Raw genomic sequence first — 17,434 nt, 5'->3', positions numbered from 1 at the left:
GGACCGGTGGTCCGCCGCCTCCCTCTCTGTGCTCACGCAGTCGGGACGTTCGCCAGCCCGTCGGGGAGCAGCCGACGGCCCAGGACGCGCTCGGAGTAGCCCGTGCGGTCCAGGTAGGGCGTGAGGCCGCCGAGGTGGAAGCCCCAGCCCGCACCGAGGATCATGCAGAGGTCGATCTGCTGCGGGGTGGCGACGACGCCCTCCTCGAGCATGTGCCCGACCTCGACCGTCAGCGAGGTGAGCACGCTGTCGAGCACGCCCGCCTCGTCGAGCGGCGCGGCCTGCGCGGGCCCGGTGAACGCCGACTGGATGGCCGGGTCGACGGGCTTGGGCAGTCCCTTGGCGGGTGCCGGCAGGACGACCTTGGTGCCGTCGGCGACGAGCTTCTCCAGGCCCGGGGAGCGCGGGAACCGGTCGCCCAGGTCCTCGCGCAGCGACGTGAGGACGTGCAGCCCGACGGCCGGTCCCACCAGGTCGAACAGCTCGAACGGCGGCATCGGCAGGCCGAGGGGCCGCAGCGCACGGTCGGCCACCTCGACGGGCGTGCCGTTCTCGACCGCGTCGACGATCACGCCGAGCAGCAGGACGAGCAGCCGGTTGACGACGAATCCCGGGCGGTCGGCCACGAGCACCGCCGTCTTGCGCAGCTTGGACGCCACGGCGAACCCGGTGGCCAGCGCCTCGAGCGACGTCTGCTGCGCCTGCACGACCTCGACCAGCGGCATCGCGGCCACGGGGTTGAAGAAGTGCAGACCGACGACGCGCTCGGGGTGCTGCAGGTCCGCGGCCATCGCGGTCACGGACAGGGCGGACGTGTTCGTCGCGAGGATGGCCGTCGGGGAGATGACCGTCTCGAGCTCGGCGAAGACACGCTTCTTGAGGTCGAGGATCTCGGTGACGGCCTCGATGACCAGGTCGCAGGACGCGAACTCGGCCAGGTCGGTGGTCCCGTGGATCGAGCCGAGGAGACGGGCACCGGCGGCCTGACCCATCCGGCCCGTCGACGTGAGCCGGTCCACGGTCGCCTTGACCGCGGCGAGCCCCTTGTCGACGCGCTCCTGGTCCAGGTCGCGCATGACGACCGGCACGCCGAGCCGCTGCGCGAACAGGGTCGCGATCTGCGCGGCCATGAGGCCGGCGCCGACGATGCCGACGCGCGTGACGGGTTGCGCGAGCGACCGGTCGGGTGCGCCCGCGGGACGCTTGCCGCCTGAGACGAGCCCGAACGCGTACACGCTGGCGCGCATCTCGTCGCTCATGATCAGGTCGGCGAGCGCCTCGTCCTCGGCGGCGAACGCCTCGGCCCGGTTCTCGGTGCGCGCGGCCGCGACGAGGTCGAGCGCGCGTCCGGGCGCCGGGCGCGAGCCGGCGACGACGGCGTCCAGCCGCTGCCGGGTGGCGGCGACCGCGCCGTCCCACAGCGGGGCCGGGTCGAGCGGACGGCGCTCGACGACGACCTCGCCGGTGACCACGCGAGCGGCCCAGCGGATCGACTCCTCGAGGAAGTCGGCCGGGTCCAGGACCACGTCGACGAGACCGAACGAGCCGGCCTCGGTCGCCGAGTACGGCTTGTTGGCGGCGGGCCGCGTGAAGATCACGTCGATCGCCTTCTCGATGCCCACCAGGCGCGGCACGAGGTAGGCGCCGCCCCAGCCGGGTACCAGGCCGAGGCCCGTCTCGGGCAGGGCCAGAGCGCGGACGTCGGACGCGGCGGTGCGGTAGTCGCAGTTGAGGGCGAGCTCGAGGCCGCCGCCCAGCGCGATGCCGTTGACGAACGCGAACGTCGGCACGCCCATCGAGTGCAGCAGCTCGTAGACGGCGTGGCCGGCGCGCGCGAACGCGAGGGCGGCGTCGCGGTCGGGGATCGTGCCCGCCTGGCTCAGATCGGCTCCGGCCGCCAGGAAGTACGGCTTGCCGGTCACGGCGACGGCGACGATCTCGCCTGCCGCGGCCCGCGCCTGCTGCGCCTTGAGGGTCTCGGTCAGCTCGGCGATGCCCACCGGGCCGAGCGTCGTCGGCTTCGTGTGGTCGAGGCCGTTGTCGAGGGTGACCAGCGCGAGCGTGCCGGCACCGCCGGGCAGGCGGACGTCGCGGGCGTGGGAGTGGGTGACGCGCTCGTCGCTCACTTGGCGCTCTCCTCGGTGTAGGACTCGTAGTCGGGGTGGTGCGGGTTCTCCCAGATGACGGTGCCGCCCTGGCCGAGGCCCACGCACATCGTCGTGAGGCCGTAGCGGACCTCGGGGTGGTCGGCGAACTGGCGGGCCAGCTGCGTCATGAGGCGGACGCCCGACGAGGCCAGCGGGTGGCCGACAGCGATCGCGCCGCCGTACTCGTTGACCCGCGGGTCGTCGTCGGCGATGCCGAACGCGTCGAGGAACGAGAGCACCTGTACGGCGAACGCCTCGTTGATCTCGAACAGACCGATGTCCTCGATCGTCAGCCCGGCGCGCTGCAGCGCCTTGGTGGTGGCCGGGACGGGGCCGATGCCCATGATCGACGGCTCGACACCGGCGTAGGCGAACGACACCATGCGCATCCGGGTCGGCAGGCCGAGCTCGGCGGCGGTGTGCTCGGCGGCGAGCAGGCAGGACGCGGCACCGTCGGTGAGCGGTGCGGCGGTGCCGGCCGTGACGCGGCCACCCGGGCGGAAGGGCGTGGGCAGCTTCTGGATCGCCTCGACGGTGGTGCCCGGTCGGGGCGGCTCGTCGGCGGTGGCCAGGCCCCAGCCGTTCTCCGGGTCGCGCAGCGCGACGGGCACGAGGTCGGGGTCGATCTTGCCGGCGGCCAGCGCGGCGGCGTACTTGGCCTGGCTGGCGGCGCCGTAGGCGTCCGCACGTTCCCGCGTCAGGGCGGGGAACGTGTCGTGCAGGTTCTCGGCCGTGACGCCCATGTTGAGCGCGTCGTTCTCGACCAGGCGCTCGGACAGGAACCGCGGGTTCGGGTCGGCGTCGAAGCCCATCGGGTGGTGACCCATGTGCTCGACCCCGCCGGCCAGGGCGACGTCCTGGGCGCCGACGCCGATCGCGGCGGCCGTGTTGGTCACCGCGGTCATGGCGCCCGCGCACATGCGGTCGATCGCGTACCCGGGCACGGACCGGGGCAGCCCGGCCAGCACGCCGACGGTGCGACCGAGGGTCAGGCCCTGGTCGCCCTGCTGCGTGGTCGCGGCGATGGCGACCTCGTCGATCCGCTCGGGCGGCAGCTCCGGGTGGCGGCGCAGCAGCTCACGGATCGTCTTGACCGACAGGTCGTCGGCGCGGGTGTTCGCGTACAGGCCGTCCTTGCGTGCGCGACCGAACGGGGTGCGTACCCCGTCGACGAACACGACGCGACGGACTCGCGGTGCGGGGGTGGGCATCCAGGGCCTCCAAAGGCGGGACGACGGTGTCCGGCGGGCACGCGACTGCGAGCCCGCGACCATTAGACGATACCCCGAGTACCGGGATTCGTGCGACGCGTAAGTTACCCGTCGGTAACCGGGCTGTCTAGAGGCTTGCGAACGCCTCGGCGAGTCGCGGCGCGACGAGCTCGACCTGCCACGGGCGGGCGCCGCCGGCGGTCAGGAATCCGCTGATCCCGTCGAGGTCCAGCGTGGTGGGCGGGGTCCAGCACAGCCGGCGCAGCAGGTCCGGCTGCAGGAGGTTCTCCGCCGGGACGGACCACTGCGTCGACAGCGCCGCCACGGCCTCGCGCGCCGCGGCCAGGCGCGCCGCCGCCGCCGGGTCCTTCTCGGCCCAGGCGCGCGGCGGGGGAGGCGCGTCGCTCTTCGGGCCGCGCACCGAGGGCAGGTCGCTGTCGGGCTCGGCCATGGCGCGGTCGATCGCCGTCTGCCAGAGCGTGGCCCGCCGACGCGTGCCCTTGCCGGCGAAGGCCGGCAGCGCCGTCAGCTCATTGACGGTGCGCGGCAGGGCCTGCGCCGCCGCGACGATCGCGTGGTCGGGCAGGACGCGGCCGGGGGAGATGTCCCGCTGGCGGGCGTTCTGGTCACGCGTGAGCCAGAGCTCGCGGACCACGCCCAGGCGGCGGGCGTCGCGGATCGCGTGCAGGCCGGAGACGCGGCGCCAGGGCTCGACGCGCGGAGGCGGCGGAGGTGCGGTGCGGACGGCCTCGAACTCCTGGGCGGCCCACTCGGCCTTGCCGGCGACGGCCAGCCGCTCGGCCAGGATCTCGCGCAGCTCGACGAGCACCTCGACGTCGAGCGCGGCGTACCGCAGCCACTCGGACGGGAGCGGGCGCGTGGACCAGTCGACCGCGGAGTGCTCCTTGGCCAGGCCGAGCCCGAGCGCGTCGGCGACGACGGCGGCCAGCCCGACGCGCTCCATGCCGAGCAGCCGGGCACCGAGCTCGGTGTCGAACACGCGGCTGGGCAGCATGTTCTGCTCGGCCAGACCCGGCAGGTCCTGGGACGCCGCGTGCAGGACCCACTCGACGCCGACGAGCGCCTGGGACAGCGACGACAGGTCGGGGACGGCGATCGGGTCGATCAGCGCGGTCCCGGCGCCCTCGCGTCGGATCTGCACCAGGTAGGTGCGCTGGCCGTAGCGGTAGCCCGAGGCGCGCTCGGCGTCCACGGCGACCGGGCCGGTGCCCGCGCCGAAGGCGGCGACGACGGCCGCGAGGGCCTCGGCGGTCTCGACGACCGGCGGGATGCCCTCGGCCGGCTCGGTGAGCATGACGACCTCCGGAGCCTCCGAGACGTCGCCGGCGGGCTCGTCGGGAAGGTCCACGGAAGGTTCGACGGCAGGCGGCTCAGACCCCCCGGCGGGGAGGTCGGGGGTCGCCTCAGGTCGCATGAGTGCAACGGTAAGCGACGGGACGGACGCATCCGCGCAGGCCGCGCGGGAGCAAACGGGTCAGGCCCGTCAGGACAGGACGCCGCCGCGGATGGAGATGGCGACGAGCTCGGCGCGGTCGCCGGTGCCCAGCTTGCGCGAGATGCGCGCGAGGTGGCTCTTGACGGTGAGCGCGGACAGGCCGAGCTCCTCGCCGATGAGCCGGTTGGTCCGGCCGTCCGCCACGAGCTTGAGCACGCTGACCTCGCGCGCGGTCAGCTCCGGCAGGGGAGGCGGGGCGGCCGCGGGAGCCGCGGCCCGGGGCAGGGTGGGCGAGGTCGCGCTCGCGATGGCGCCGCGCAGGCCGCCGGCCAGCAGGATGCTCAGCTCGGGGCGCGCGGCGCGACGGGTCAGGACGACGACCCGCGGGGCGCCTCGACGGCGCAGGTTGCGCACGAGGGCACCGCCGTCACCGTCGGCCACCTCCGTCACGACGACGCACATCTGCTGCGTGGCGGGGTTGGTCGGGCTCGGCGCCACGGGGGTGGAGGTCCCGGGGCGTGAGCTCGTCAGGGTACGTCGAAGCTCGGGCCCACGTGCCTGGGCCAGTTCTCGTCGCAGCGGCTCGATGCTCACGTGCGTGTCATCGGCAGCCTCGACGGCCGACTTGAGGCTCAGCGACGCGGTCCGAGCGCCACGACCCCGTCGGGCAGCGGCTCCAGGCCGGCCGCGGTGCACAGCAGCGTGGCCCAGGCGGTCAGGTGCGGGGCGAGGTTCTCGTCGGCTGCGGTCCAGGACGCCCGGATCTCCAGCTCGGTCTGCTCGGACCTGCGGTCCAGGGCACCGAAGCTCTGGGAGAGGACGCGCGTCACGGTCCCCCCGGCGGCGTGCGGGTCGAGCCCGGACTCCCGCAGCGACTCCACGAACCAGCTCCAGGCCACCTCGGCGAGCAGGGGGTCGGCGCCCACCTCTGCCTCGAGCGTCGCCCGGACCAGGGTCACGAGGCGGAAGTTGCCCTCCCACGCCTCCTGGCCGGCGGGGTCGAACAGGACGACGAAGCGCCCCGACGCGAGCTCGGCGGCGGCGACCGAGCGGCGTGCCGTGCGGACCTCCGCCGTGAGCGCAGCCGAGAAGGGTGCGATGCGTGCCGGTCCCGGCACCTCGTCGAGGATCACCTCGGGCCGGACGGTCACCTGGCGCAGCGAGCGCAGAGCGCTGACGAACTCGACGGGGACGTCGTCTGGGCCGGCGGGGGTCACGGTGTGGAGCGTACGCACGGCGGCGGCGTCTTACGGTCCGGCACGCCGCTTCGTCGTACGCCGCTGCGGACTAGGCTGACGCGCGCACCCAGCACCCCGGACCCGTCCCCGCCGGCCTGCGGCCGGAAGGCGGACGACGCCCCGACGTCTCGAAGGAGCTCTCCCGCATGGTCGCCTCAGGAACCGCCACCGGAACCGCGCAGATCGGCGTCACGGGGTTGGCCGTGATGGGCCGCAACCTGGCCCGCAACTTCGCCCGCAACGGGTACACGGTCGCGATCCACAACCGGTCGTACGCCAAGACGGAGTCGCTCGTCGCGGACCACGGTGACGACGGCGACTTCGTCCCGTCCGAGTCGGTCGAAGACTTCGTCGCGTCGCTGGCCAAGCCCCGCAAGATCATCATCATGGTGAAGGCCGGCGGCCCCACGGACGCGGTCATCGACGAGCTGGTGCCCTTCCTGGAGGAGGGCGACATCGTCGTCGACGCCGGGAACGCGCACTTCCCCGACACGATCCGTCGCGAGGCGGCGCTGCGTGAGAAGGGCCTGCACTTCGTCGGCTCCGGCGTGTCCGGCGGCGAGGAGGGTGCCCTGCTCGGCCCGTCGATCATGCCCGGCGGGACCAAGGAGTCCTACGAGTCCCTCGGCCCGATCCTCGAGAAGATCTCCGCCAAGGTCGACGGCGTGCCGTGCTGCACCTACATCGGCCCGGACGGTGCCGGCCACTTCGTGAAGATGGTGCACAACGGCATCGAGTACGCCGACATGCAGCTCATCGCGGAGGCGTACGACCTGCTGCGCCAGGGGCTGGGTGCCTCGGCGGCGGAGATCGGCCAGATCTTCGCCGAGTGGAACACGGGAGACCTCGAGTCGTTCCTCATCGAGATCACCGCCGACGTGCTCGCGCACGTGGACGCGGAGACCGGCAGCGCGTTCGTCGACATCGTGCTCGACCAGGCCGAGCAGAAGGGCACGGGACGCTGGACCGTGCAGAACGCGCTCGACCTCGGCGTGCCGATCACCGGCATCGCGGAGGCGACGTTCGCCCGCGCCCTGTCCGGCTCCGTCCCGCAGCGCACCGCCGGTGCGGCAGCCCTGCCGGCCGACGCGACGCCGTTCGCCATCACCGACCGCGACGCCTTCATCGAGGACGTCCGGCTCGCCCTGTACGCCTCGAAGGTCGTCGCCTACTCGCAGGGCTTCGACCAGATCGCCGCCGCCAGCGACGAGTTCGGCTGGGACGTCGACCGCGGCGCGATGGCCCGCATCTGGCGGGGTGGCTGCATCATCCGCGCGCGCTTCCTCAACCGCATCACCGAGGCGTACGAGCGCGACGCGCACCTGCCGCTGCTGCTCGCCGACGAGTACTTCACCGGCGCGGTCGGCAACGGTCTCGCGGCGTGGCGCCGTGTCGTCTCCGGCGCGGCGCTGGCCGGTGTTCCCACGCCCGCGTTCTCGTCGTCGCTCGCGTACTACGACGGTGTCCGGGCCAAGCACCTGCCTGCCGCTCTGATCCAGGCGCAGCGCGACTTCTTCGGCGCGCACACGTACCGCCGCACGGACAAGGACGGCACGTTCCACACGCTCTGGACCGGCGACCGCACCGAGCAGCCCGCGTGAGCGAGGCGCTCACCTCGAGAACCGGCCCTCTGCAGCCCGTCATCCTCGGCGCCGACATCGGCGTGTACGCCCTGGCCCGCTCGTTCCACGAGGCCTACGGCGTCACGTCGGTCGTCGTCGCCGGTGCGGCCCTGGGTCCGGTGGCCCACTCGCGGATCGTGCGGCACGAGATCGTCGCCGACGGCCACGACCCGCAGCAGCTGGTCGACCGGCTGCTCGAGGTCGCCCAGGCCCATCCGGACGACAAGCTCCTGCTCATGGCGAACTCGGACTGGCTGGTGCGGGTCGTCGTGCAGCACCGCGGGGTGCTCGAGCAGCACTACGTGGTGCCGTTCCTGTCCGAGGACCTGCTCGACAAGATCTCGGACAAGGCCACGTTCGCCCAGATCTGCACGGACCTCGGCATCTCGGTGCCGCGGACGATCGTGCAGGACTTCTCGGGACCCTGGGCGGCTGCGCCGGTCGACCTGGACTACCCGCTGATCGCCAAGGCGGCCAGCAGCGCGGACTACCAGGACGTCGAGTTCGAGGGCAAGAAGAAGGTCTTCGAGATCGCGACCCCGCACGAGCTGTCGTGGCTCTGGCAGGCGCTGCGGGACGCGGGCTTCCAGGGGCGCTTCGTCGTCCAGGAGCTCGTCCCGGGCGACGACACGCAGATGCGCTCCATCACCGCGTACGTCGACAGCCGTGGCGAGATCACACTGCTCTGCTCGGCGCACGTGCTGCTCGAGGAGCACACGCCGTCCGGGCTGGGGAACCCCGCGGCGATGATCACCACGCGCGACGACGAGATGCTCGACCAGGCCCGCACGTTCCTGGCGTCGACGGGCTACCGGGGCTTCGCCAACTTCGACGTCAAGGTGGACCCGCGCTCCGGGAAGTTCCGGTTCTTCGAGGTCAACCCGCGCATCGGCCGGAACAACTACTACGTGACCGCGGCCGGTGCCAACCCCATGCGGTTCGTCGTGGAGGACCAGGTCGACGGCATCGCGGTGGAGCCGGTCGTCGTCGAGCGCGAGATCCTCTACTCCGTCGTCCCGCACCGGCTCCTCCTGCGGTACGTGAAGGATCCGGCCCTGAATGCCCGGGTCCGGCGGCTGATGCGGGCCAAGGCCGTCGCCCACCCGCTGCGCTACGCCCGCGACCAGTCCCCGCGCCGGCGCCTGTACGTGGCGATGGCGCTGGTCAACCAGGTCCGCAAGTTCCGCCGTTGGTACCCCGAGGTCACGTCGACGGGCTTCTGACCGTCATACGGCGCGCATGGTGCCCGGCGCGTGGGGCGCAGTACCGACCCCGCTCGCCGTGCCGGCAGGGGTCTGCACGGGTGTGCAGGCGGCCGACACGGTCGCGTCGGTCGACCGAGCGGGCCGTCGGTCCTCGGACGTGCCCGCTCCGCCGAGCGCCATGCAGGCGAGCGCGATCATCGCGCCGGTCGCTGTCGTCGCACGCTCCCACGTCGTCATGGTCGTCTCCCCGCCGGCTCGGGATCGGCTCCAGGGTCCGGTCCGCTGCCGTCAACGCTGCCCGTCGCAGATCGGTGCGGACATTCGCACTCGGACGTATTTCCGACTCACGCGTCGCGGTCTACCGTCGAACCAGGGACCAGCGGGAGGGGACCGCGATGGATCCGATAGGTCACCTGCACGCAGGGGACGGCGACGCCCTCGTGCGCCTGATCGCCGACGCGTACCACGACGAGCCGGGCCCCGACGTCCCGTGGGCGCTGCTCGACGGGCTGCGTGGGCTGCTCGATCGCGACACGGACATCGGCTACACGGTCTACGCACCCGACCAGGGGCGCTGGGATCGCGAGCAGGTTGCCGGCGAAGACGGGCACTGGTCCTCGGACCAGACGGTGTTCGACGCGCCCGATGGCTGGTTCAGCGGGTGGTGGGCCGACCCGATGTGCAGCTACCCCCAACGCACGGGCGACCTCACCAGCGTCGTCATCACCACCGACTTCATCTCCACCAAGGACAAGAACGAGGCGCGGCGGCAGAAGTTCGGGGACGACATCCAGACTCACATGCTGGTGTCGCTGCCGGCCCCGGCCGGCATCGTTCGCCGCATCCTCTTCTGCCGGCGTGAGTGGCCCGGCTTCGACGAGCGGGATCGCCAGGTGGCCGCACTGCTGCGCCCGCACGTGCAGGAGATCTGGCTCGACGCCGAACGCCGCCGGGCCGGTGTGCCCGAGCTGACCCCCCGCGAGTGGGAGGTGCTCGCGTTGGTCGGATCCGGGCTCAGTCACGCAGAGATCGCCGCGCGCCTGTTCGTCGCCGTCTCGACGGTGCACAAGCACCTGGAACACGTCCGCGAGCGGATGGGGGTGCACAGCGCCGCCGTTGCGGCGTCGCTCGCCCTGCCCCACGCGCCGACGGTCTTTCGTCCACGCACACGGTGACGAGATCCTCGGACCATCGCGGGCCCCGGCGGGGATCCACGACCGCCGACGGTCTCGCTGGTCCCGGCGGCGAAGGTCAGCCGAGCTCGCTGGTTCCCGCGTAGAGGTGCAGGACCGGGACCTGGAGCTCGTCGCGGGCGCGGGACGCCCAGTCGCGGTGGAACGTGTCCTCGACGGCGTGCGGGTACGTGACGACGGCGATCTCTGCGACGTCACCATCGGCGACGGCGGACTTGAGGGCGGGGAGCGGGTCGTCGTCGACGACGGAGCCGGTGGCCACGCGGCCGGCGGCCTCGAACGCCGAGATGCTGCCGGCGAGCTGCTCGTCGGCGGTCGCCTTGGCCTCGGGCTTCGACGGCTCCTTGCCGCGGGCGCGGTTCCACGCCTCGCGCAGCTCGCCCATGCTGAGGTTGTCGATGATCGTCGAGACGAGCGGCTGGTCGGAGTCCGCCGGGACGAGGACGCGGTACGCGTAGGTCTCGTCCGCGTGCAGCGCGATGAGCTTGTCGACGTCGGAGCTGGAGAGGGTGTCCTCCGTGAGGACGATGATCGTGTCGGTCACGCGCCGAGCCTAGTCACCTGCCAGCGCCCCAGCAGCACGCCGTCCGCGTGGAGCAGGTGCGCCAGGTGCAGCGGGCGGGCGGGGGAGAACCACGACGGCTGGCCGAGGATGCGACCGGCAGGTCCGCCGACCAGCTGCGGGCTCCAGGTCAGGCACACCTCGTCGACCGCGTCCGCCTCGACCAGGTCGGCCAGCAGGGACGGACCGCCCTCGGCCAGGACGTGCGTCAGGCCTCGGGCGGAGAGGGCGGCGACGGCGTCCCGCGCCTCGACGCGGTGCCCGGGACCCGTGACGAGGACGCGGTCGTCGCCGATCCGGGAGCGCAGCCCGCCGAGGGCCGGGTTGTCGGCGACGGTGAGCACGAGCGGCGGCCGGGCGCCGTCGAGCAGGGCGTCGGGCAGGTCGCCGGAGGTCGAGACCACGGCGAGCTCGAGGTCGGCGGGCAGGCCGCGCGCCGCGCGTGCCTCGGCGAGGTCGGCGGGCACGGTCGGCGCGCTGTAGCCCTCCGCCCGGACGGTCCCGGCGCCGACCAGGACCACGTCCGCGAGCGCACGCAGCACCCGGAACACGCGCCAGTCGGCGGGGCCGTTGATCGAGCCGCTGCGTCCGTCGGCTCCCGAGGCGGCGCCGTCGACGGTGCTCACCATGTTGGCGCGGACGCCGGGGGAGTCGCCGAAGAGCGCGAACAGCTCGGGCTCGCCGGGACGCGGCTCCAGACGCCGCCCACCGAGGGGCAGCAGGACGTCCAGCGCCGGCAGGTCGGGCATCGTCAGCCGAGGACGTCCGCGAGGGCCGCGACGTCGCCGACGACGACCACGGCCGGGTTGCCGACACCGCGGTCACGCGCGAGCGTCGCGATGTCGGCGAGCGTGCCGACGGTGGTGCGCTGCGAGGCCAGGGTGCCGTTCTCGACGATCGCCACGGGCGTGCCGGGGTCCTTGCCGTTCGCGAGCAGCTCTCGGGTGTGGGAGCCCAGCTGCGCGACACCCATGAGCAGCACGAGCGTGCCCTCCAGACGGGCGAGCGTGGCCCAGTCCGGGGCCGTGTCGTGGGCCGACAGGATGGTCAGCTGGCGGGACATCCCGCGGTGCGTGACGGGGATGCCCGCGGCGGCCGGAACGGCGAGCGCGCTGGTGACGCCGGGGACGACCTCGACGGGCACACCCGCGGCGATGCAGGCCAGCACCTCCTCGCCGCCCCGGCCGAGCACGAACGGGTCGCCGCCCTTGAGGCGCACGACGCGGTTGCCCGCCCGCGCGCGCTCGACGAGCACAGCGTTGATCTCCGTCTGCGTGAGCGTGTGGGCGTGCGGCGACTTGCCGGCCTCGATGACCTCGACCGACGGGTCCAGCTCGGCGAGCAGGGCGCGGGGAGCCAGCCGGTCGACGACCACGACGTCGGCCTCCGCGAGCGCGCGCCGACCGCGCGTGGTGATCAGGCCGGGGTCGCCAGGGCCGCCGCCGACGAGCACGACGCTCCCCGCGGTCGGCCGGCGCCGGCGCAGCGGGAGGCCGCCGGTGTCGAGCAGCAGCGAGATCGCGTTGCGCAGGGCCGTCGCGCGGCGGGGGTCGCCGCCGGCGCCGACCGCCACGGTGACATCGCCCGAGCGGGCGACCGCGGGGGTCCAGGCGCTCGACACGGCGGCGTCGTCGGCCCGGACGCACCAGAGGCGCGCGGCCTCGGCGTCCGCCGCGACGGCGTCGTCGACCGCCCGGTCGCCCGTGGCCGTGTGCACGAGCCAGGCGCCGTCCAGGTCGGTGGCCAGGTACTGGCGCTGCCGCCAGCTGACCCGGTCGAGCAGCTCGTCCAGGTCCTCGCACAGCGCCGGCGCGACGACGACCACGTCGGCCCCGTCCTCGACCAGGCGAAGGGTCCGACGCGCCGTCACCGGGCCGCCGCCGACCACGACGACGCGGCGACCCGCGAGGTCGAGGAGCAGGGGGTGGCGGCCGGTCATATCCCCGCGCCCGCCAGCCAGTCCTGATCGTCCTGTGGAGCGGCCGTCGGTGCGATCCGGTCCAGCAGCGTCTCGCCGATCATCCCGGCGGCCAGCGTGGTGCCGTCCGCGGGGTCGACCAGCAGGAAGCCGCCCGTCCGGCGGTGGGTCGCGTAGTCGTCGAGCACGACGGGCTCGGCGAGCCGGATCTTGACCCGGCCGATCGCGTTCAGGGACAGCGCCCGGGGCGGGATGTCCGACGACGTGTCGGTCGCGTCCACAGCGTGCAGGGTGTCGACGCCTTCCCAGCGGTCGACCGTCAGGGTGTCGACGTCCAGGCGGGCGTTGACCTCCCGCAGCAGCGCCCGGACCGTGCGCGTGCCGATCCGGACGAGCAGGCGCGCGCCGAGGACGCTGCGCTTCTCGGCCAGCCAGCAGACGGTCCCGACCAGGTCGGACCCGACCGTGACGGCCGAGCCGGTGGGCACGAGCACGTCGCCGCGGGCCACGTCGACGTCGTCGGCGAGCCGGAGCGTCACGGACTGCGGCGCGTGCGCCTCCTGCAGCGGTCCGTCGAAGGTGTCGATGCCGACGACGACGCTCGTCTTGCCCGACGGCAGGACGGTGACCTCGTCGCCGACGGAGACGACGCCCGAGGCGACCCGGCCCGCGTACCCGCGGTAGTCGGGGTGCTCGGGCGTGCGCGGCCGGATGACGACCTGCACGGGGAAGCGGAACGCCTCGGACTGTGCGTCGCGACCGACCTCGACGCCCTCCAGGTGCTCCAAGAGCGTCGGGCCGTCGTACCAGGGCGTCCGCGTGGAGCGGTCGACGACGTTGTCGCCGGCGAGCGCCGACAGCGGCACCGCGACGACGTCGGCGATGCCGAGACCCGCCGCGTAGGCGGTGAACTCGTCCGCGATCGCGCGGAACGTGGCCTCGTCGAAGTCGACGAGGTCCATCTTGTTCACGGCGAGCACGACGTGCGGGACGCGCAGGAGCGCCGTGATCGTGGCGTGCCGACGGGTCTGCTCGAGCACCCCCTTGCGCGCGTCGACGAGCACGATCGCGAGCTCGGCTGTCGAGGCGCCGGTGACCATGTTGCGGGTGTACTGGACGTGCCCGGGGGTGTCGGCCAGCACGAACGCGCGGGTCGCGGTGGAGAAGTAGCGGTACGCGACGTCGATCGTGATGCCCTGCTCACGCTCGGCGCGCAGGCCGTCGGTGAGCAGCGCCAGGTCGACCTGACCGCCACCACGGGCAGCAGTTGCTGCCTCGACCGCGCTCAGCTGGTCCGCGAGCACCGACTTCGTGTCGTAGAGCAGCCGGCCGATCAGGGTGCTCTTGCCGTCGTCGACTGATCCGGCCGTGGCCAGGCGCAGGAGGTCCCGCGTCGCGTGCTCGGGCAGCTCTTCGGTCACTGGCGCGTGCTCCTCTACGATCGCCCCCATCAGAAGTACCCCTCGCGCTTGCGGTCTTCCATCGCGGCCTCGGAGGCGCGGTCGTCGGCACGCGTGGCGCCGCGCTCGGTCAGCCGGCTCGCGGCGACCTCGGCGATGACCTCGGGCACCGTGGAGGCATACGACTCGACGGCGCCGGTGCAGCTCATGTCACCGACGGTGCGGTAGCGGACCGTGCGCGTCTCGAGCGTCTCGGACGGCTTCGGGCCGCCCCACTCGCCGGGTGCGATCCACATGCCGTCGCGCAGGAAGACCTCGCGCTCGTGCGTGTAGTAGATCGACGGCAGCTCGATGTCCTCGCGCTCGATGTAGCGCCAGACGTCCAGCTCGGTCCAGTTGGACAGCGGGAAGACGCGCACGTGCTCGCCCACCTTGTGCCGGCCGTTGTACAGGTCCCACAGCTCAGGGCGCTGCCGGCGCGGGTCCCACTGGCCGAACTCGTCGCGCAGGGAGAACACGCGCTCCTTGGCGCGGGCCTTCTCCTCGTCGCGACGACCGCCGCCGAAGACCGCGTCGAACTTGTTCTCGATGATGCCGTCGAGCAGCGGGACGGTCTGGAGCGCGTTGCGCGAGCCGTCGGGGCGCTCGGTCACGCGGCCGTCGTCGATGGCGTCCTGCACGCTGGCCACGACGAGCCGCAGGCCGTACTGCTCTACCACGCGGTCGCGGTACTCGATGACCTCGGGGAAGTTGTGCCCGGTGTCCACGTGCATGAGCGTGAACGGCACGGCCGACGGCCAGAACGCCTTCCGCGCCAGGTGCAGCATGACGATCGAGTCCTTGCCGCCGCTGAACAGCAGCACCGGCCGCTCGAACTCGCCGGCCACCTCGCGCATGATGTGGATGCCCTCGGACTCGAGGGCGTCCAGCTGCGTCAACGTGCTTGGTCCGGAGAGAGTGCTCACGTGTGCAACCCGCATTCGATCTTGCCCGTGCCGGACCAGCGGCCCGCACGAGGGTCCTCACCGGGCGCCACCGCACGCGTGCAGGGGGCGCAGCCGATCGACGTGTAGCCGGCCTGGCGCAGCGGGTTCAGCACGACGTGGTTCTCCTCCACGTAGGCGTCGACCTGCTCCTGCGTCCAGGCGGCCAGGGGGTTGAGCTTGACCTTGTCCCGCTTCTCGTCCCAGCCCACGACGGTGATGTCGGTGCGGGTCGGGGCGTCCTCGCGGCGCATGCCGGTGACCCACGCCGTGTACGGCGCGAGCCCGCGCTCGAGCGGCTCGACCTTGCGCATCGCGCAGCAGAGGTTCGGGTCACGGTCGTGCAGCTTCTCGCCGTGCTCGGCGTCCTGCTCCTGCACGGTGCGCAGCGGCAGGACGGTGCGGAGCTTGATGTCCGTGAACTCGGCGTAGTAGTCCCGCGTGCCGATGGTCTCGGCGAAGTGGTAGCCCGTGTCGAGGAAGATCACGTTGACGCCGGGCGCGGCCTTGGCGGCCATGTGGACGAGGATCTCGTCGCCCATCGACGACGCGACGACAAGGTCGTCGCCGAAGGTGGCGGCCGCCCAGGCGATGATCTCCTCGGGGTGGGCACCCTCGAGGTCCCGACCGGCCTGTTCGGCCTGCTCGCGCAGCGAGGCAGTCTCGAGTGTGCTCATGCGCGGCTCACCAGCCCCACGAACTTGAGCGCGAACGCGCGGGTGCACGAGCGGCACTCCCACTGCCCGTGCGTCTCGCCGGCGGGCCAGAGGTCCTCGCTGGCGCAGAAGGGGCAGTAGTACGGCACCGCCCGCTCGCCCGATGTTCCGCTCATCGCAGGTCCTCCTCGTCGGCTCGCTGCACCCACTGGGCGAAGAGCTCGCCCTCGGTGCGCTGCTCGTCGAACTTCGTCGCGACACGCTCGACGTAGTCCGGCAGCTCCTCGGCAGGAACGCGCAGGCCGCGCAGGGTCTTCCCCAGACCGCTCGTCAGGCCGAGCCCGCCGCCCAGGTGGACCTGGTAGCCGTCCTCGCCGTTCGCCAGCGCGCCCTTCAGGCCGATGTCGGCCGTCTGGATGCGGGCGCACGAGTTGGGGCAGCCGTTGAGGTTGATCGTGATCGGCTGGTCGAACGTGGGCAACCGGTTCTCCAGCTCGCCGATCAGGTGCGTGGCGCGCGCCTTCGTCTCGACGATGGCCAGCTTGCAGAACTCGATGCCGGTGCAGGCCATCGTGCCGCGACGGAAGGTGCTCGCGGTGCGCACGACGAGGCCGAGCGCCTCCAGCCCCTCGACGAGCGGGTCGACCTTCGCCGGCGCGACGTCCAGCACGACGATCTTCTGCTCGACCGTGAGCCGGACCTTGTCGGAACCGGCGGTCTCGACGAGGTCGGCCAGCTGTTGCAGCAGCTCGCCCGAGATGCGGCCGACGGTCGGCGCCATGCCGACGTAGAAGCGGCCGTCGTTCTGCGGGTGCACCCCGACGTGGTCGCGACGACCGGTCGGCGGTGCGGGCGGCTCGGGGCCGTCCTCGAGGGCGAACCCGAGGTACTCACCCTCCAGCACCTGCCGGAACAGCTCGGGCCCCCAGTCGGCGACGAGGAACTTCAGGCGCGCACGGGTGCGCAGCCGGCGGTAGCCGTAGTCGCGGAAGATGCTGACGACGCCGACCCACACATCCGGGATCTGCTCGAGCGTGACGAACGCGCCGAGTCGGACGCCGAGCTTCGGGTTGGTGGACAGGCCGCCGCCGACCCAGAGGTCGAAGCCCGGGCCGAGCTCGGGGTGCACCACGCCGACGAACGCGACGTCGTTGATCTCGTGCGCGACGTCGTGGTGCGGAGAGCCGCTGATCGCGGTCTTGAACTTGCGCGGCAGGTTGGAGAACCGCGGGTCGCCGATGTAGTTGTCGACGATCGCGCGCACGGCGGGGGTGCCGTCGATGATCTCGTCGGCTGCGACCCCGGCGACGGGGGACCCGAGGACGACGCGCGGGCAGTCGCCGCAGGCCTCCTGGGTGCTCAGCCCGACGGCCTCGAGGCGGCGCCAGATCTCCGGGACGTCCTCGACGCGGATCCAGTGCAGCTGGATGTTCTGCCGGTCGGTGACATCGGCGGTCCCGCGGCCGAACTCGACCGAGATGTCCGCGATGGTGCGCAGCTGCTGCAGGCTCAGCGCGCCGCCGTCGCAGCGCACCCGCAGCATGAAGAACTCGTCGTCCAGCTCGTGCGGCTCGAGCGTCGCGGTCTTGCCGCCGTCGATGCCGGGCTTGCGCTGCGTGTAGAGCCCCCACCAGCGCATACGTCCGCGCAGGTCCTCGGGCGCGATGCTGGCGAAGCCCTCGCGGGAGTAGACGTCCTCGATCCGCTGGCGGACGTTGAGCGCGTCGTCCTGCTGCTTGAACAGCTCGTTGCCGTTCAGCGGTTCTTTCTGGTCGAACGCCCACTGGCCCTCGGGGCGAGCCGCGGGCGGGGCGATCCTGGTCTGCGCCATAGGGCGCTACCT

17 protein-coding genes are annotated in these 17,434 nt (G+C 72.8%); 3 read left to right on the top strand and 14 right to left on the bottom strand.

Features of this window, described 5'->3' with window-relative positions; genetic code table 11:
- Positions 1-32: 32 nt before the first annotated feature.
- The 5 genes from AC1DZC_RS05550 to AC1DZC_RS05530 form a co-directional block, all read right to left on the bottom strand.
- Positions 33-2,126: a 3-hydroxyacyl-CoA dehydrogenase NAD-binding domain-containing protein gene (locus AC1DZC_RS05550; protein ID WP_477042531.1), complete on the bottom strand. Its 2,094-nt coding sequence runs from the start codon at positions 2,124-2,126 to the stop codon at positions 33-35.
- Positions 2,123-3,358, bottom strand: a complete 1,236-nt coding sequence (locus AC1DZC_RS05545) for a thiolase family protein (RefSeq protein ID WP_477042530.1) — start codon at positions 3,356-3,358, stop codon at positions 2,123-2,125. Before AC1DZC_RS05545 ends, AC1DZC_RS05550 begins: the two co-directional genes overlap by 4 nt.
- 127 nt (positions 3,359-3,485) lie before the next feature.
- Positions 3,486-4,673 (bottom strand): HRDC domain-containing protein, encoded by a 1,188-nt coding sequence (locus tag AC1DZC_RS05540; protein WP_477042829.1) that lies wholly within the window; start codon positions 4,671-4,673, stop codon positions 3,486-3,488.
- A 189-nt stretch (positions 4,674-4,862) separates the two neighbouring features.
- Complete coding sequence (locus AC1DZC_RS05535) at positions 4,863-5,408, bottom strand: helix-turn-helix transcriptional regulator (RefSeq protein WP_477042529.1); 546 nt, start codon at positions 5,406-5,408, stop codon at positions 4,863-4,865.
- Between the two features lie 38 nt (positions 5,409-5,446).
- Positions 5,447-6,031 carry a DUF3000 domain-containing protein gene (locus AC1DZC_RS05530; RefSeq protein WP_477039469.1) on the bottom strand — a complete coding sequence of 195 codons (585 nt, stop codon included), beginning with the start codon at positions 6,029-6,031 and terminating at the stop codon, positions 5,447-5,449.
- Between the two features lie 167 nt (positions 6,032-6,198).
- On the opposite strand from AC1DZC_RS05530, the gene gndA reads away from it, so the two are divergent.
- Together gndA and AC1DZC_RS05520 are read left to right on the top strand one after the other, a co-directional pair.
- Positions 6,199-7,653 carry an NADP-dependent phosphogluconate dehydrogenase gene (gene gndA / locus AC1DZC_RS05525; RefSeq protein ID WP_477039468.1) on the top strand — a complete coding sequence of 485 codons (1,455 nt, stop codon included), beginning with the start codon at positions 6,199-6,201 and terminating at the stop codon, positions 7,651-7,653.
- Positions 7,650-8,897, top strand: coding sequence for a carboxylate--amine ligase (locus AC1DZC_RS05520; protein ID WP_477042528.1), 1,248 nt, complete (start codon positions 7,650-7,652; stop codon positions 8,895-8,897). The genes gndA and AC1DZC_RS05520 overlap by 4 nt, the downstream gene beginning before the upstream one ends.
- A gap of 3 nt (positions 8,898-8,900) precedes the next feature.
- Here AC1DZC_RS05520 and AC1DZC_RS05515 read toward each other — a convergent pair whose 3' ends face one another.
- The gene (locus tag AC1DZC_RS05515) at positions 8,901-9,116 is read right to left on the bottom strand and encodes a hypothetical protein (RefSeq protein ID WP_477042527.1); all 216 of its coding nucleotides are present in this window, start codon (positions 9,114-9,116) and stop codon (positions 8,901-8,903) included.
- Positions 9,117-9,319: 203 nt separating this feature from the next.
- Here AC1DZC_RS05515 and AC1DZC_RS05510 point away from each other — a divergent pair, with 203 nt between their 5' ends.
- A complete protein-coding gene (locus AC1DZC_RS05510; protein WP_477042526.1) occupies positions 9,320-10,054 on the top strand; it encodes a helix-turn-helix transcriptional regulator in 735 nt (244 codons plus the stop codon).
- A gap of 76 nt (positions 10,055-10,130) precedes the next feature.
- On the opposite strand, the gene AC1DZC_RS05505 is transcribed toward AC1DZC_RS05510, so the two are convergent.
- From AC1DZC_RS05505 to AC1DZC_RS05470, 8 genes are read right to left on the bottom strand one after another with little or no spacing between them, the layout of a single operon-like run.
- Positions 10,131-10,616 carry a hypothetical protein gene (locus AC1DZC_RS05505; RefSeq protein ID WP_477039464.1) on the bottom strand — a complete coding sequence of 162 codons (486 nt, stop codon included), beginning with the start codon at positions 10,614-10,616 and terminating at the stop codon, positions 10,131-10,133.
- Positions 10,613-11,383, bottom strand: coding sequence for a dihydrofolate reductase family protein (locus AC1DZC_RS05500; RefSeq protein ID WP_477042525.1), 771 nt, complete (start codon positions 11,381-11,383; stop codon positions 10,613-10,615). The genes AC1DZC_RS05505 and AC1DZC_RS05500 overlap by 4 nt, the downstream gene beginning before the upstream one ends.
- 2 nt (positions 11,384-11,385) lie before the next feature.
- On the bottom strand, positions 11,386-12,573 hold the full coding sequence (gene cobA, locus AC1DZC_RS05495) for a uroporphyrinogen-III C-methyltransferase (RefSeq protein WP_477042524.1): 1,188 nt from the start codon (positions 12,571-12,573) through the stop codon (positions 11,386-11,388).
- Entirely contained in the window at positions 12,570-14,003 is a 1,434-nt protein-coding gene (locus AC1DZC_RS05490) for a sulfate adenylyltransferase subunit 1 (protein WP_477042523.1), read from the bottom strand. The genes cobA and AC1DZC_RS05490 overlap by 4 nt, the downstream gene beginning before the upstream one ends.
- On the bottom strand, positions 14,003-14,917 hold the full coding sequence (gene cysD, locus AC1DZC_RS05485) for a sulfate adenylyltransferase subunit CysD (protein ID WP_477040431.1): 915 nt from the start codon (positions 14,915-14,917) through the stop codon (positions 14,003-14,005). Before cysD ends, AC1DZC_RS05490 begins: the two co-directional genes overlap by 1 nt.
- Positions 14,914-15,612: a phosphoadenylyl-sulfate reductase gene (locus tag AC1DZC_RS05480; RefSeq protein ID WP_477040430.1), complete on the bottom strand. Its 699-nt coding sequence runs from the start codon at positions 15,610-15,612 to the stop codon at positions 14,914-14,916. The genes cysD and AC1DZC_RS05480 overlap by 4 nt, the downstream gene beginning before the upstream one ends.
- The gene (locus AC1DZC_RS05475) at positions 15,609-15,767 is read right to left on the bottom strand and encodes a hypothetical protein (RefSeq protein ID WP_197030011.1); all 159 of its coding nucleotides are present in this window, start codon (positions 15,765-15,767) and stop codon (positions 15,609-15,611) included. Before AC1DZC_RS05475 ends, AC1DZC_RS05480 begins: the two co-directional genes overlap by 4 nt.
- Positions 15,764-17,422 carry a nitrite/sulfite reductase gene (locus AC1DZC_RS05470; RefSeq protein ID WP_477042522.1) on the bottom strand — a complete coding sequence of 553 codons (1,659 nt, stop codon included), beginning with the start codon at positions 17,420-17,422 and terminating at the stop codon, positions 15,764-15,766. The genes AC1DZC_RS05475 and AC1DZC_RS05470 overlap by 4 nt, the downstream gene beginning before the upstream one ends.
- Positions 17,423-17,434: the final 12 nt, after the last annotated feature.

It is taken from the genome of Cellulomonas sp. P2_B4 (assembly GCF_056404795.1).
Note: the sequence above shows the minus strand (reverse complement) of the source record. Positions and strands in the feature narration are given on the sequence as shown.